13 protein-coding genes are annotated in these 16,357 nt (G+C 45.6%); all 13 read right to left on the bottom strand.

Annotation, left to right across the window (positions count from 1 at the left end; translation table 11 throughout):
* Window positions 1-172 precede the first annotated feature (172 nt).
* A complete protein-coding gene (locus MHB63_19515; protein MEK3808718.1) occupies window positions 173-940 on the bottom strand; it encodes an IclR family transcriptional regulator in 768 nt (255 codons plus the stop codon).
* Window positions 941-985: 45 nt separating this feature from the next.
* Window positions 986-1,762: a fumarylacetoacetate hydrolase family protein gene (locus MHB63_19510; protein ID MEK3808717.1), complete on the bottom strand. Its 777-nt coding sequence runs from the start codon at window positions 1,760-1,762 to the stop codon at window positions 986-988.
* Between the two features lie 54 nt (window positions 1,763-1,816).
* Window positions 1,817-3,997, bottom strand: coding sequence for a malate synthase G (locus MHB63_19505; GenBank protein ID MEK3808716.1), 2,181 nt, complete (start codon window positions 3,995-3,997; stop codon window positions 1,817-1,819).
* Between the two features lie 144 nt (window positions 3,998-4,141).
* Window positions 4,142-5,605: an FAD-linked oxidase C-terminal domain-containing protein gene (locus MHB63_19500; protein ID MEK3808715.1), complete on the bottom strand. Its 1,464-nt coding sequence runs from the start codon at window positions 5,603-5,605 to the stop codon at window positions 4,142-4,144.
* Between the two features lie 3 nt (window positions 5,606-5,608).
* On the bottom strand, window positions 5,609-6,967 hold the full coding sequence (locus MHB63_19495; protein ID MEK3808714.1) for a (Fe-S)-binding protein: 1,359 nt from the start codon (window positions 6,965-6,967) through the stop codon (window positions 5,609-5,611).
* Window position 6,968: 1 nt separating this feature from the next.
* The gene (locus tag MHB63_19490; protein ID MEK3808713.1) at window positions 6,969-8,270 is read right to left on the bottom strand and encodes an FAD-binding oxidoreductase; all 1,302 of its coding nucleotides are present in this window, start codon (window positions 8,268-8,270) and stop codon (window positions 6,969-6,971) included.
* Window positions 8,271-8,340: 70 nt separating this feature from the next.
* Window positions 8,341-9,039 (bottom strand): FadR/GntR family transcriptional regulator, encoded by a 699-nt coding sequence (locus MHB63_19485; GenBank protein ID MEK3808712.1) that lies wholly within the window; start codon window positions 9,037-9,039, stop codon window positions 8,341-8,343.
* Window positions 9,040-9,164: 125 nt separating this feature from the next.
* A complete protein-coding gene (locus MHB63_19480) occupies window positions 9,165-10,184 on the bottom strand; it encodes a zinc-binding alcohol dehydrogenase family protein (protein ID MEK3808711.1) in 1,020 nt (339 codons plus the stop codon).
* An 854-nt stretch (window positions 10,185-11,038) separates the two neighbouring features.
* Window positions 11,039-12,124, bottom strand: coding sequence for a Gfo/Idh/MocA family oxidoreductase (locus MHB63_19475; GenBank protein MEK3808710.1), 1,086 nt, complete (start codon window positions 12,122-12,124; stop codon window positions 11,039-11,041).
* Window positions 12,111-13,028, bottom strand: a complete 918-nt coding sequence (locus MHB63_19470; GenBank protein MEK3808709.1) for a sugar phosphate isomerase/epimerase — start codon at window positions 13,026-13,028, stop codon at window positions 12,111-12,113. The genes MHB63_19475 and MHB63_19470 overlap by 14 nt, the downstream gene beginning before the upstream one ends.
* A 33-nt stretch (window positions 13,029-13,061) precedes the next feature.
* Window positions 13,062-13,889, bottom strand: a complete 828-nt coding sequence (locus MHB63_19465; GenBank protein ID MEK3808708.1) for a carbohydrate ABC transporter permease — start codon at window positions 13,887-13,889, stop codon at window positions 13,062-13,064.
* A gap of 12 nt (window positions 13,890-13,901) precedes the next feature.
* Window positions 13,902-14,846, bottom strand: coding sequence for a sugar ABC transporter permease (locus MHB63_19460; GenBank protein ID MEK3808707.1), 945 nt, complete (start codon window positions 14,844-14,846; stop codon window positions 13,902-13,904).
* A 56-nt stretch (window positions 14,847-14,902) separates the two neighbouring features.
* Window positions 14,903-16,186, bottom strand: a complete 1,284-nt coding sequence (locus MHB63_19455) for an ABC transporter substrate-binding protein (GenBank protein ID MEK3808706.1) — start codon at window positions 16,184-16,186, stop codon at window positions 14,903-14,905.
* Window positions 16,187-16,357 lie beyond the last annotated feature (171 nt).

Genomic DNA, 16,357 nt, shown 5'->3' with positions numbered 1-16,357 from the left:
GTGCAACATGTTATATAACAATACTTAAAATTGTTATATAACAACTGCCGTCTCACATCTATTATACAAACTGGACGCTTAATTACGATAATAGTTAGAAAATTAACACAACTATTTCAGGGCAAAAAAAGGGCCCGTTTTTGCTATAGTAAAAAAACAGGCAATCTTATGCTTACTTCTCAAAACCCAATCTTGCTGAAATCAGTTTTCCGGTCTCAATTATTCTTGGCTCAAGACCTTTCAGCCTGTCCTCAGACATTCTTATTGTTGGTCCGGAAATGCTGAAAGCAGCGATGACCTGACCTGAATGGTCAAAAATCGGAGCTGCAATACAGGTAATGCCGGGTTCATTTTCTTCCAGATCCAGAGCGATTCCTTTTTTCTTTACTCTGGAAAGCTCCTGAAGAAAATCATCCCTGTTAATGATTGTATTCGCCGTATGAACAGGCAGGCCTTTCCGGTCAAGGATATCCTGGACCGTCTCTGCCGGAAGATGGGCAAGAATGGCTTTTCCGACAGACGTGCAGTGCATCGGTGCACGCTTGCCGACCTTAGAGTGCATCCTCAGCGTTTCACTGCCGTCAAGCTTTTCAATATAGACCACTTCACCCTGATCATATACGACAAGGTGAATCACCTCATTTGTTTCCTGCTCGAGCTTTATGAGGTGAGTTTTCGCTTCTGCTCTTAAATCAATGGAATCAAGCAGCCTTGTGCTGATTTCAAGAAATTTATAGCCAAGCCTGTACTTGCCCGTTTCCTCGTTCTGTTCGGCATATCCGTATTGCACTAAGGTCGCAAGAATCCGGTAGACAGAGCTCTTGTTAATATCCATCTGCCCGGCGATTTCCGTTACGCCAAGACCGCTTTTTTTCATGCTGATAAGCGCAATAACGTCCAGTGCCCTGCCGACTGACTTCACCATGTTTTCCCTTTCCATACTGTTCACCCCGGATGCGCGTTTTCGCTGCGATGACAGGAATTTTTAGCTTTTTACACTCTCGCGGGCTTCAGAGAATGAATTTCTCAGTGTGCCGATACCCTCTATGCTGCACTCAATGACGGATCCCGCTTTTACAAATTCTGCCCCAACCGGACTGCCGGTTAAAATCACATCCCCCTCATTAAGCGTCATGACATTTGAGAGGTACGAAATCATTTTTTTGATGGGAATGATCATTAAATCCAGCGGGCTGTCCTGCTTCAATTCCCCGTTCAGTCTGGCTTGTACATTTATTGCAAACGGATCCAGCTCCGTTTCAATGACAGGGCCAAGAGGTGTAAAAGTATCAAACGATTTCCCGATCGTCCAGTGTCCGTCTCCGTGGAAAAAAGCAGGTGCTGTCACATCATTGCCGACTGTATAGCCGAAAACATGGTCGAGTACTTCATCTTCTGACAGGTTCTTTGCTTCTTTTCCAATAACAACGGCAAGCTCAGATTCAAACTTTACTTCTTCCGTACCTGTGGGAATTACTATTTTTTCATCAGGACCGATGACAGATGAAACAGGCTTGAAAAAGAAGACAGGAATGTCAGGGAGTACTTCAGGCAGATCACCCTGATCGGCAACGAAATTCGCACCGATGCCGATGATTTGGTTTGGTACAAGCGGTGCAAGCAGCTGTACTTCTGATACATTCAAAACACGCCCGGTATACTCCCATTCTGAAAATAGGTTCCCGCTTATTTCTTTTATTTCTGAATCCAGCAAAACACCTTGGCGAACGGCTGAGTCAGCCGTATAACGAACAAATTTCATGATAGTGCTCCTTTCTTTAGGAGAATCGGGACAGATGATGCCCCGATTCAATGATTAGTTTTTAACAGCAAATTTCGCTTTTGCTTCAAGACGGCGGCGGTGAAGAATCGGTTCTGTATATCCGTTCGGCTGGTCATATCCTTCAAACACCAGGTCACATGCGGCCTGGAAGGCAACAGAGTTTTTGTAATCCGGAGCCATCGGCATATACAGCGGATCACCTGCGTTTTGTTTGTCAACGACTTTTGCCATGCGTTCGAGCGTTTCCTGCACCTGCTCCCTTGAGCAAATTCCATGGTGCAGCCAGTTGGCAAGATGCTGGCTTGAAATCCGCAGTGTTGCGCGGTCTTCCATTAATCCAACATTGTAGTAATCAGGCACTTTTGAACAGCCGACTCCCTGCTCTACCCAGCGCACAACATAACCCAGAATTCCCTGTGCATTATTGTCAAGCTCCTGCTGGATCTGCTCTTTACTCCAGTCAGCCTGTTCAGCAACAGGAACTCTCAGAATATCATCACGCAGATCCTTTGCTTCTTCCTTCAGCTGATTTTGCACGTCTGTCACATTTACCTGATGGTAATGAAGGGCATGCAGAGTGGCGGCAGTCGGTGAAGGAACCCATGCTGTATTTGCTCCTGCTTTCAAATGTCCGATTTTCTGGTCCAGCATATCTTTCATCAGATCAGGCATTGCCCACATGCCTTTCCCAATTTGTGCCCTGCCCTGAAAACCGCTCTCAAGGCCTGTGAAGACATTCGACTTTTCATAGCCGGTCAGCCAGACAGAAGACTTCATTTCATTTTTAGGAATCATCGGGCCAGCTTCCATTGAAGTATGAATCTCGTCGCCGGTACGGTCAAGGAATCCGGTATTAATAAAGGCAATCCGGTCTTTCACCTCGCGGATGGCAGCCTTAAGGTTAAGCGAGGTGCGTCTTTCTTCGTCCATTACGCCGATTTTAAGCGTATGGCGCTCCAGTCCAAGAAGATCTTCAGTGCGGTTAAACAGTTCGTTTGCAAACGCCGCTTCTTTTGACCCGTGCATTTTCGGCTTTACGATATATACGGACCCTTTTGAGGAGTTTTGGTAGTTTCCGGTTCCTAAAAGAGAATGCTTTGCAAGCAGACCCGTCATTACACAGTCAAGAATACCTTCCTGAATTTCATTCCCGCTGCTGTCGAGGATCGCATTATTCGTCATGAGATGTCCGACGTTTCGGACAAACATAAGTGATCTGCCGGGCAAAGTAAATTCTTCCCCGCTTGCGGATGAATACGTGCGGTCAGGATTCAGGGTACGGGTCATCGTGTTGCTGCCCTTTTTAAAGCTGGCAGAAAGATTGCCGGTCATCAGTCCGTGCCAGTTGCGGTAAACAAGGACTTTATCTTCTGCGTCAACTGCCGTGACGGAATCCTCGCAGTCCATAATCGTTGTGAGAGCAGCCTCAAGAAGAATATCCTTCACGCCGGCCATATCCGTTTTACCGATGGAATGGCTTCTGTCAATCTGGATTTCAAAATGCAGACCGTTATTTTTCAACAGAACAGCAGACGGTGAATCGGCATTCCCCTGATAGCCTGCAAGTTTTTCAGAATCAGCAAGCGACGTTTTTGTTCCATTGCTCAATGTGACAAGCAGCTTGCCGTCTGAAATGGCGTATTCCGCTGCGTCTCTATGGGAGCCGTCTGCAAGCGGCACGGTTTCATCAAGGAAATTCCGGCCGAACGCAATCACTTTTTCGCCGCGGACGGGATTGTAGCCGCCTTCTCTGTGTGCGCCGCCTTCTTCACTGATGGCATCTGTTCCATAAAGAGCATCATACAGGCTTCCCCAGCGGGCATTGGCTGCATTAATGGCATACCTAGCGTTGTTTACAGGAACGACCAGCTGCGGCCCAGCCTGTGAAGCAATTTCATCATCCACATTTTCAGTAGCAATTTTAAAATCAGGTGCGTTAGGTTCCAGGTATCCAATCTCATGCAAAAACGCTTTATATGTCTCAAAGTCAGCTTCTTTGCCGTTCTCTCTGTGCCAGGCATTGATTTTGTGCTGAATCTCATCACGGACGTTAAGAAGCTCGCGGTTTTTCGGAGTCAGCTCATCGATGATGTTTTCAAACCCTTTCCAAAACGCCTCTTCTTCCACTCCTGACTGAGGAAGTGCTTCTTTTTGAATGAACTCATACAGCACCTCAGCGACCTTTAAATTCCCCTTTTGAACGTACTCTTCCATAATGTCTCCTCCTTTGAAATCCGGTTCATTGTTTCGTATTGCGCAACGATGTTTTCTATTATGCTAAAAAAAGCATAGCATGACTGGGACAGCGCTTTCAATAGATGTTAGAACATTCTGTTAAATAATCGGTATGCCATTCTTTCAAACTCCTGCTGTTTTCATTTCTTTCATCTCTTTTTTCACTTCAGCACACCTTCCCGGGCTCGGAAAAAGCTTTCCTGCATTTAACAGATTCTCAGGATTAAAGACGGACCTGATGTCTGTCTGGGCGGAAATTTCTTCATCTGTAAAAACAAATCTCATTTCCTCCCGCTTTTCAATGCCGACGCCATGCTCTCCGGTGATGGTCCCCCCTGCATCTGCACAAACCTGAAGACAGGCGCTGCCGGCTTCAAGTGCAAGCTCTGTCTGCCCCGGAATTCTTGAATCAAACAAAACGAGCGGATGAAGGTTTCCGTCACCGGCATGAAAGATGTTGGCGATCCGCAGGCCGGATTCCAGGCTGATTTCATTAATCTTTTCAAGAACTTCAGGTAATTTGCTTCTCGGGATAACGCCATCTTGAACAAGATAATCCGGTGAGATCGCCCCCATTGCCCCAAATCCTGTCTTCCGGTTTGCCCACCAGCGTGCGCGCTCAGCTTCGCTCTGTGCGGCCTTCACCTCACGAACGTTCCATTTTGAGCAAACGGCGAGTATCTGGGCAATCTGATCTTCAATCCCGGCTGAAATGCCGTCTACTTCTATTAAAAGGACTGTTTCAATATCTTTCGGGTGGCCGACTGGAAACGCAGCCGCCTCTACCCCTTCGATTGCTGTTTTGTCCATCATTTCAAGCGCTGCCGGCACGATGCCTGCGGAAATAATGTCTGAAACGGCAGCGCTGCCGTCTTCCACCCGGTCGAAATAGGCAAGAACCGTCTGTTTGGCTTCTGGATTTTTCAGGATTCGGACCGTTATTTTTGTCACAATTCCAAGCGTTCCTTCTGAGCCTGTCAGCAAACCAAGCAGGTCATAGCCAGGCGTATCCGGTATCCCGCTGCTCCCAATCTCCGTAATGTCACCGTTAGGAAGGACCACTTGGAGGCCGAGGATGTGATTCGTTGTTACCCCGTACTTCAGGCAATGGGCACCTCCGGCATTTTCCGCTACATTGCCGCCTATTGTGCAGCAATACTGGCTGGACGGGTCCGGAGCATAATAGTAGCCCCTATCTGCAATTGAGTTTGTCAGTTTGAGATTTACAAAGCCCGGTTCAACGACTGCTCTTCTGTTTTCAAGATCAACGCTGATCAGCTTTTTCATTTTCACAAGGCTGATAATCACTTCTCCGTTAATCGGGATGGCGCCTCCGCTTAGACCCGTGCCCGCGCCTCTTGCTAAAAACGGAAGCTTGTTCATGGAGCAGTATTTGACAACAGCCGCAACTTCCTCCGTATTTTTTGGGAAGACAACCGCTTTTGGCAAATGCTTGTGGATCGTAAATCCGTCGCAGTCATAGGCGATCAAATCTTCCTTCTGGTAAAGAATATTGCCGGGGCCTCCAACAAGAGAAGCGAGGCTGACAATATGTTTGTCCTTTGTCCGGATTTTTTTGACGGCCATTGCTTACTCCCCCTCGAGTTTTTCTTTTTGATACGCCCAGTCAAGAAGCTGCACGGTGTGTACGACCTTTTGGCTTCTTCCGTATTTCTGAACGCCCATTGCCATTTGCAGCATGCAGCCCGGGTTGCCCATGGAGATCATTTCAACATCTTCAGGTACATTCTCCATCTTGCTCTCAAGGACCGCACCTGCCATTTCTGGGTTTGTAATATTGTAGATTCCGGCACTTCCGCAGCATCTGTCGGCATTCGGCATGTGCACCATCTCTACTCCAGGGATGTTTAAAAGCAAGTCTCGCGGCTCTTCTCGCACCCCTTGCCCGTGTGCCAGGTGGCATGCATCGTGATACGTAATTCTCGTGTTCAGTTCTGCTTTCGGCTTTTCATATCCCGAATCATGCAAGTATTTAGAAACATCCACTACTTTCTCTGCAAAAGCTTCTGCTTTTTCATGCCATTCTGTGTCTACTTCCCTGAAAAGCTCGCCGTATTCCTTCAGCATACAGCCGCAGCCTGCGGCATTCACGACAACAGTGTCGGCATCTTTAAACGCTTCAATGTTCTGTTTGGCAAGCTTTCTGCCCGTGTCCCTGTCGCCCGCATGCACATGAAGAGCTCCGCAGCACGTCTGATTTTGCGGAATCGCCACATTGTTTCCGTTACGGGTTAACACATTGACCGTTGATTGATTGATGTCTCCAAACATCACATCCATAACACAGCCTGTCAGAAAGGCGACATCAGCTTTTGGGGTTCCTTCAGCTTGTACCACCGGCTGCTTTTTGTATTTTGACCGTACCGGCTGTTTGATCTCAGGCATGATGGCTTCCATTTCTGCAAGATGTTTTGGCATAACGTTAAGCATTCCTGTCTTCCGGACCGCTTTCTGCAAGCCGCTTTTCTGGTAAAACTTCAAAAGGCTTCCGACAGCATGAAGCCTGTTTTGATGAGGGAACAGGCCTTTCAGAAAGAAATGACTTACAGCTCCTTTCGCACCTGTAAGCGGCATGGCCTGGCGAATCTGCCCTCTTGCTTCTTCAATGAGACCGCCGACATCAACGTCTGCAGGACAGGCAGTCGTGCAAGCCCGGCAGTCAAGACATGCAAACACCGGATCCATAAACTGTTCATTGACTTCAAGTTTGCCGTCTGCCACTGATTTTATTAGATGCACCCTGCCCCGCGGCGAATGCTGTTCCTGGCCGGTAATTTCATAAGTAGGACACGATTCAAGACACATTCCGCAGTGCACGCAGTCTGCCCATTTGCTCTCATCCGGATGATCTTTCCAAAGGTAGTTGCTGAGAGTGGCATCTGCACATGAAGGAGCGCCCTGCTTCAGATCGCTTTCTCTTATACTCACGTCAGATTCCTCCCAAATAGCGTTTATCGTTTAAAACAGAATAAGGATCAACCGCTTTTTTAATGCCTTCAATGAGGAAAAAATAATCCGGTTTTTCGCCCCATACCTCTGTTTTGTGGCGCATGGCATAAGGCAAATGGGTGACGATGGCGTAGCCGCCGAGATCCTTTGCTAAAGCTCTGACCGCTTCAATCATGGCAAGCACATCCTGGCTGCTGCCTCGCAAATGAACTTTTGACAATCCGTGTCCTAAGCCTCCGTGGGCTTCAGGTGAAGTGCCTGCTGATTTTGCCACAATCTCCATAAGATTAAATACATCCAGGTTTTTAAGCCCGACCTTAAGTGATGCCTCTGTAACTGAACCTGGCTTGCGCGTATAAGCATTTGGAGCAGCTGTGTAAAAGCGTTCCCAGAATTTCACTGTCTCAACTTCAGGTAAAATGGCCATCTGCACATGTTCTGGAACCATTTTTTTCAGAACTTCTTCCTGATAGCGGACAGAAGGCTCGAAATCTTCAAAGCTCACAGCCAGTGTATTCATTTTCTGTCCAGTTAAGCGTTTGGATAAAGCAGGATTTAATAGTTCCAGTGCAACAGGTTCAAGCGCTGAATCGAGCAGCTGTACGGAAAACGTTCTCATCGCTTCCTGCATTTCTTCAGGATATGAAAGCAGCACAAGGCTTTGACAGGCAGGGAGCGGCCTTAGTTTTAATGTAACTTCTGATAGAACGCCCAACGTCCCCATTGATCCAACGAACAGCTTGTTCATATCGTAGCCTGCCACGTTTTTTACGACCCTGCCTCCGGAGCGTATGACTTTCCCGTCTGGATAAACGATGCGGAGCCCGATGACAGAATCCCGTGCCGATCCGTATCCAAGCCTTTTGGGACCGCTTTCATTTGCGGCGACAATTCCGCCGATTGTTGCATGTTCCGGCCAGGATGGATCAAGTGACACCATCTGTCCGAATTGTGCCAGAAAGCTTTGCAGTTCTTTAAACGGCGTACCTGCTCTAACTGTCACGGTCATATCTCCAGGCGTATGTTCTGTTATCCCCTTGTAATTGGACAAAGAGAGCTGTATGTCTGCCGAATCTGATAATCCGCCAAATCCCCTCTTCGTTCCGCCGCCAATAATGGAGATCTTTTTTCCATGGTCACTTGCGTAACGGACGACTTCTGAAATTTCTTCCTCTGTTGTAGGAAAAACGGTGATGTCGCCGTTATTTCCAAGCAAGTGGTTCCATTCTGTTTTATGAAGCACTTTTTCATCTGGCAAGATGGCCGTTAAGTCTGCCGGCATGAACCTTCCTCCTTCAATAAATAAGTTATTGCAGCAAACAGGATTGGAATCAGGTTATTCTGCTGTCAGTCTATGAGGATTGGTTCTGGTGCAGACTCTTATGGAGGATGGCTTCTACGAATGTTAAATGTTCCAGCATGCAGGCTTTTGCCTCACTGGAATGTCCTGAAGAAATGCTCTCGAAGATTTGCTCGTGGTGTGCGGAAATCGTTTTGACGGTTTCCGGGCTGTTTTGTATAAACCGGTGAAAGTCAATCATTGAGTGTTTAATCGTTTCTGAAATGAAGGTAACAAACTGCATCAGAAGCGGATTGCCCGTCGCTTTTGCAATCGCCGAATGAAAACGGTAATCATCTTCCCATGGTGAATCTCCGGGTGAATCCAATATATGCTTCATCTCAGCAAGATCACGTTCGCTCCTGTTGCCTGCAGCCATTTCGGCCATTCCTGTCTCCACGATTTTTCGTACTTGAAAAAGCTCAGTCACCTTTTTCGGGTCAGAAAAGTAGAGGTTCTGATTAAAGATCCTGGAAGAGTCAAAAGGGGTTACATAGGTGCCTTCCCCCTGCTTCACGGTAACTAAACCCTTTCCTTTTAAAACAGTTATTGCATCACGGACTGCAGAGCGTCCTACCCCGAACTGATCGCAGAGCTCTCTCACAGAAGGAAGTTTCTCGCCGTGAGAAATCGCCCCTGAAGCAATCAAGTGTTCCAGCTGCTCGCTCACCGTTTCAGAAACCTTCTTTGTGACAATCTTTTCAATTTGCACGGTTCACCCCTCCTTCCTTTTCGGATATCACATATCAGACAAGTTATAACTCTATTAAAACACTCAATTCGACAGACTTCAATTATTTTTTGAATTTACTGAAAAAAACAGCCCTAAGGCTGTTTTTAGAAATCTTGAAGAACGATTTTTCCAATTGTATTTCCGGATTCAATCTTTTCATGAGCTTTTTTCAGGTTATCGGCATTTATAGGGCTTAATGTTTCGTTCACTGTTGTTTTTAATGCCCCTTCTTCGATCAGTTTGCTGATTCTGTTCAAGAGGACCTGCTGCTGATCCATATCTTCTGTTTCAAACATCGCTCTAGTGAACATAAACTCCCATACAAATGCAGCACTCTTGTTTTTAAGAAGATTCAAGTCAAGAGGCTCTTTATTTTCCACAATCGAGCAGACCGTTCCCTGGGGCTTAATGATTTCACTCATTCCTTCCCAGTGCAAGTCTGTGTTGTTTAGGCAGAAAATATAGTCAGGGTCAGCGAGGCCGAGATCCTGAATCTGACTTTTCATCGGGTGATGATGGTTAATCACAGCATCTGCTCCATGTTCCTTTACCCATTTCACCGTTTCTTCGCGTGATGCGGTTGCAATGACATGAAGCCCTGCCCATTTTGCCAGCTGAACAGCTATTGAGCCGACACCGCCTGCCCCGCCAATAATCAGCACGGATTTCTGCTGATTTCTGCTGCGGTTATCTGGATCAATCCCCATTCTGTCAAAAAGGCCTTCATAGGCTGTAATGGCAGTTAAAGGAAGAGCTGCCGCTTCAGAGAATGAAAGATTAGCGGGTTTTTTGCCGGTTATCCGTTCATCAACCAGCTGAAATTCACTGTAAGAACCCTGTCTTGTAATACTGCCTGCATAATACACTTCATCTCCTGGTTTAAAATCTGTGCAGTCTGGACCGCATTCGACTACGATTCCGCTCGCATCCCATCCAAGAATTTTAGGCGTTTCTTCTGTTTGATCCTTTGGCGCACGGACCTTCGTATCAACCGGGTTAACAGAAATGGCTTTAACCTCCACAAGCAAATCTCTGCCCTGCGGCTTTGGTGTTTCCATTTCCAGATCAATCAGGCTTTCCTCATGTTCAATCGGCAAATACTTGTACAGACCTACTGCTTTCATTTCGTTCACTCCTTCGCATCATTTATGATTAAGTATGCTTGCCTCCAAAAAAATTATCAAATGATAAGGTTTGTGATGGATTGTGCGATAAGTACTGGTATGTTCGGTGTGATGCTGTTTGAATAGTGCCGTCAAGGACAGAGAATTTGATTTTGGTGGTTTTAGACTGCGGGATAAGTGCTATCAAGAATACAGATTACGGTTTTGATGGTTCTAAACTACTGGATAAGAGCCATCAAGAAAAGAGATTTCAGTTTTGGTGGTTCTGAACTGCTGGATAAGTGCCATCAAGAAAAGAGATTTCAGTTTTGGTGGTTCTGAACTGCTGGATAAGTGCCATCAAGAAAAGAGATTTCAGTTTTGGTGGTTCTGAACTGCTGGATAAGTGCCACCAAGTACTCAGATTCTAGTTTTGATGGTTCCTTTCCGCTGGATAAGTGCCATTAAGAACACATATTCCAGTTTTGGTGGTTCCTTTCTGCTGCATAAGTGCCACCAAGAACACATATTCCAGTTTTGATGGTTCCTTTCTGCTGGATAAGTGCCATCAAGAACGCGGATTTCAGTTTTGATGGTTCCTTTCCGCTAGATAAGTGCCACCAAGAACACAAATTCCAGTTTTGATGGTTCCTTTCTGCTGGATAAGTGCCACCAAGAACTCAGATTCTAGTTTTGATGGTTCCTTTCCGCTGGATAAATTCCATCAAGAACCGAGATTACGATTTTGATGGTTCTAAGCTGATAGAATAGTGCCATCAAGTACAGAGTTCCCACATTTGATGGACCTAAACATCCTATTGCCACCATCAAGAACATCAAAAAACACCCCTCCACTTGGTGAGGGGTGCACCTAATTAAGCAAACACAGGAACCTTAATCTCCACTTCCCGCCCCTGTTCAGAGGAGCGCAGAATGCCATCGATAATCGCCTGGTTAATTAAAATTTCCTCTGCCGGGATCGGGGCAGGACGCTGCTCAATGATCGCTGCTACGAAGTCTCTTACTTTTTCATGGAAAATATCAATCTTGTGGTCAATTACCGGGATTGTCGTCTCAGCATGCTGACCGGCTATATCATGGAACATGGAAATGCTCCCTATACCGCCGTCCCACACACCGCTCCACGGTCCCGTTCCTGCAGGTGTAAGTTTGAGTCCCGCATTTTTGCCGAGAAACAGCGTCGGGCCGAGTGAATCCATATGCATCGCCCAGGAAATTTTGAAGTTCAGCACTTTTCCGCCTTCAAGTCTGACCATCGCCACACCAAAATCTTCTACTTCAAATCGATCTGCTTCATGATGATAGAGTGGATTTGTTCCGAAATGATTGGATGTGTAGGCTGAAACGGTCAGCGGCTTAGGATAATTCAGTGCATGCAAGGCAAGGTCGAGTGAATAGCAGCCAATATCAGCCATAGCTCCTGCACCGGCAAGATCTTTGTTTATAAAAGTACCTCCAGGCATGCCTCTTCTTCTTCCGCCGCCAGTCTGTATGTAGTACACATCCCCGAGCTGGCCGGATTGAATGATTTCTTTTATGTTTTTCATATTCGGATCATAGCGCGGCTGAAATCCAACCGACAGCATTTTCCCTGTACGGCGTGCTGTTTCAACCATGTCAATCGATTGCTGGAGAGTGACTGCGAGCGGTTTTTCAACTAAAACATGTTTGCCTGCGAGCAGCGAATCAATGCTTGTTCGGTGATGTGTGACGTTTGGTGTACAGACACTTACACCATCAAGATCAAGCTCAAGAAGATCCAGGTGATTGTCAAACGCTTGAGCACCTTCAATTCCAAGCATCTGAATAAATTCCTGCGCTTTTCCTGGAACTACATCAGCCACTGCTGCAATGGTTACATCTTTCATTTGCTGATAGGCTTTTGCATGAAGGACGGCAATTCCGCCGCTTCCGATAATTCCAATTTTAATGGTTGACATTAGCGATTCCCTCCGTTTTCTCTTTCTGAAAAGTTGTTTTTAAATAGTCTTTAGCTTTTTTGATTCCCTCTTGCTCTTTAGCAAGCGACCCCCAGTAGTTGTGATCTTCAAGCTCTATGCTGACGGGTCCCGCGTATCCAAGCTGTTCAAGTTTTGCAGCTGTTTTTTTCCAGTCAACTTCACCTTCTCCAGGAATTGTGTATCTCCACGGCCCTTCTGAAAAATCATATTTAGCGCCAAAAACGGAAGGCAAGTGTCCGGCATCATACTGTTCCTGCTGGAGAAGCAATGTATCTTTCCCATGGCAGTACAGCACCTTCGATCCGAACTCTTCGAGGAACTTGAGCGGATCAATTCCGAGCCTGACCAAATGGGACGGGTCATAATTGATTCCGAAATGGTTTGAAGGGACTTCTTTAAACATATACCTGAGAACTTCAGGAGTAGCGCCCAGTGTCGGGAAAAGCGGTGCAGGACCCGGCCATCCTTCAAGCGCGATGTATAAATCGTTTTTCTCTGCGTGCTTTACCACTTCAGGAAACGTCTGTTTCCAAATCTCAAGCGAGCGGCTGACAGGCTGAAGACTGTTTTCAGGAACGAGACACATAAAAACCACTTTTCCGCCTAATGAAGAGATTTCCTGAAATTGATTTTTTAAGGCAAGTAAAGCCTGAGCGCGTTTTTCTTCATCTTCGCTGAGCAAGGCTGTACCGCCTACTGCTCCTCTTCCATCAATGGAGCCCGCTTCAAGACCATAATCGGACAGAATGGTTTGAACATCTTGATCTAAATAAGGAAGATCAAGAACGCCGATCCCGTTTTCTTTTGCCCATTTCGCTGTGTACTCCAGTCCTTCTGCTGTGAAATGCGGAGGAATTCTCATGCCGATTTTATTCTTCATCATACTTCACCATTCCTTTCTATTTGTAAATGTGTTTTATCCTTTAATGCCGCTGAAGGTGATTCCTTTAATAAACGTTTTTTGAAGGAAGAAAAACAGCAGGATAATCGGCAGCGTCATTAATGTCGACACAGCCATCATTAATCCCCACTCTGTTCCCCGCTGGCTTTGGAATTGCTGCAGACCAAGCGACAGGGTATAAGAAGCTTCATCTGTCAAATACAGGAGCGGACCGAGGAAATCTGTCCAGCTGCCCATGAATTGAAACAATCCGACTGCGAGAACCGCCGGTTTTGCAAGCGGCAGCATAATCTGCCAGTAGATTCTGAACTCGCCTGCTCCGTCAATTCTTGCTGCGTCCATAAGCGTATCAGGAAGTCCGAGAAAGAACTGTCTGAGGAGGAATATGTAAAAAGGTACCCCGAAAAAGACCGGAACAATTAAAGGCAGCGGACTTCCCACCCACCCCAGCTTTTCAAATAAGATAAACAAAGGGATCATAGTCACCTGACCTGGAATCATCATCACCGCAATCGTGATAATAAAAAGCGCATTGCTTCCTTTAAACTTAAGCTTTGCAAATCCATACGCAACAAGCGGACACGTAATAACTGCCCCAATAGTGCTGAAGACTGTGATGACAGCCGTATTTTTCAAATAAGTAAAAAACGGAATATACTCAATTGCATCCCCATAGTTGCTCCATTTAAGCGGCGATGGCAGCCATTCAGGAGGGAACGTGAAAATCTGAGTCTGATCCTTGAGAGAGGTCGACAGCATCCAGATAAACGGCACCAGGAAAAAGACAGACATGATGATCAGCACGGTATGAGCAAAAATGCTTTTTGACGTTTTTTTCTTCATTTCATTCCCTCCTTATTTGCCCTGATAGTGAACCCAGCGTTTTGAGGTGGAAAAAATAACAGCTGTCAGAAGCATGATGATGGCAAATAAGATCCATGCCATGGCAGATGCATAGCCCATTTTGAAAAATTTAAATCCATTGTCATAGAGATACATGACATAGAACGTCAGAGAATTTGCCGGAGTTCCCTGCCCGCCGGTTAGAGCATAAGGCAAAGCAAACTGCTGGAAAGCACCGATGACACCCATTACAAGGTTAAAAAAGATAACAGGCGTTAAAAGTGGAAGCGTGATATGCACTGTCTTTTGAAACCAGTTCGCACCGTCCACTTCTGCAGCATCGTAATAGTCTTCCGAAATATCTGTCAGTCCCGCAAGATAAATGACAACTGCTTGACCGATGCCCCATAATGACATGATCACTATGGAAGGTTTTGACCATGTTTCGCTTCCGAGCCATGCAGGACCTTGTATGCCAAAGAGGTCAAGCATTCCGTTGACAAGCCCGAACTGCGGATTAAGCAGCCACATCCACAAAACAGCAAGCGCTACTTGAGGCACCAGAGTCGGGAGGAAAAAAATTGTTCTGTATACGGTCATGCCCCTGATCTTCAAATTCAGTACCATGGCAAGACAGACTCCGAAAATAATGCTTAACGGAACATATAAAGCGGCGAAATAAATCGTATTGGCTACAGCTTTCCAAAACAAATCATCATTCATCAAATCCCTGTAATTTTGAAGGCCGACGAACTCGCCGGGCTGAAGAATGCTGTAAGTCGTAAAACTGAAATAGATGGAAGACAGTAAAGGAAAAGCGTAAAAAATAATAAGACCAAGAAGCCATGGGGTGACAAAGAGCCAGCCGTACAAGGATGTTTTATTTCTCCATTTTTTCTTTTTAACAGCTGCTGTCTTATTAGCGGTAACCGATGTGCTCAGTTTTGGCTGCTGCATTCTTACTTCCCTCCTTAACAGAGGGGATTCTTTGGAGCAAGAATCCCCCAGGCCTTTTATTTCAATGCTTTCTCCACTTTTTCATTTACTTTTTTAAGAAGTTCATCAGGCTCGCCATTCCCCCGTGTTGCATTTTCCACGGCACTCGCTAATTCATTCCAGTAAAGAGTTCCCTGAGTCATAACCGGTCTGTGATTGCTCGATGGCAGGATCTCAACAAACTCATTTAGAATCGGGTCATCTTTATAACCTAATTCTTCATTGACAGAATCTTTAATTGAGAAATCTTTGGCAATGCCGCTGAAGATTTTCTGCCCTTCTTCTCCGCTGAAGAACTTAAGGAATTCCCAGGCTGCTTCTTTCTCTTTTGCTCCTTTAGGGATGACGACAGACCAGCCTCCTGACCAAGTCGAGTAGTTATCGCCTGTCGGAGTTGGTATCGGGAATACGCCGTATTCAAGATCCGGCTTGAATTTATTAATAGCCGAGACCGTCCAGGGTCCGCTGATTTTCATGCTGATCTGCTCTGTTAAGAACGGATCCATCGCGCCTGTCCCCTGTGAATTCGTAAAGGCTGTAATGTCTTCAATGTTGTATTTCTTTGCATAATCGGCAATCCATTGAAGCGCTTCAACATTTTTCGGATCGTCAGCTGTTACTTCTTTTGTTTCAGGATCATAGAAATCGCCACCGAAAGCCCAGCCCCATCCATAGAACCAGCCTTGATCAAGCCATGGAATGAAACCGATTTGGGAAAAGCGTTTTCCGTCTTTAATCGTCAATTTTTCTGCTGCATCTTCGAGTTCCGCAATTGTTTTTGGAGGATTTTCCGGATCAAGCCCGGCTTTTTCGAAATGCTTTTTATTGTAGTAGACGAGCCTTGAATCTGTAGTGGTCGGCAGTCCGTAAAGTTTATTTTCATATGACGCTTCTTCCCATGCAAAAGGGTAGAATTGGTCTTTCGTAATCTTATCTTTTTCAGCAAGATCACTTAAATCTTCAAGTGAACCCTGTGCGGCCCACGAAGCAATTTCAAAACGGTCAAAATAGGCAACATCCGGGGGATTTCCACCCGCAATAGAGGACAGGAGCTTTTCGTTGGATCCTTCACCCTGGTTGGCAATATAAACAGACTTGACTTTAATATCCGGATGTTTTTTTTCAAATGCTTTTACAACCTGATTTACAGCATCACCAGTAATATCTGTCATCGGATGCCAAAATGTAATAGTCGTTTTTCCGTCTTCGCTTTTACTAGAAGATGATTCAGAACTGCAGCCTGCTGCGACAAGCAAAAAACAAATCATTACTACTGTAAGTAAACTTTTTACACACTTCATCAAAACTCCCCCTGTTTTAAATGAATGGAAAACTGTGAACATAACCTCCCTCTAAAATTATAAAAGCGCTTACAAATAACATAATGACTTGTCATGTTGATATGTTTTATAGTTAATATATTAATTGGTTGATAATTTATAAGTCAACCTATTTTTCCGAATTTTATAAAA

The organism is Bacillus sp. FSL H8-0547 (assembly GCA_038002745.1).
Taxonomy (GTDB): Bacteria; Bacillota; Bacilli; order Bacillales; family Bacillaceae; genus Bacillus_P.
This window is presented reverse-complemented; position numbering and strand designations above follow the sequence as displayed.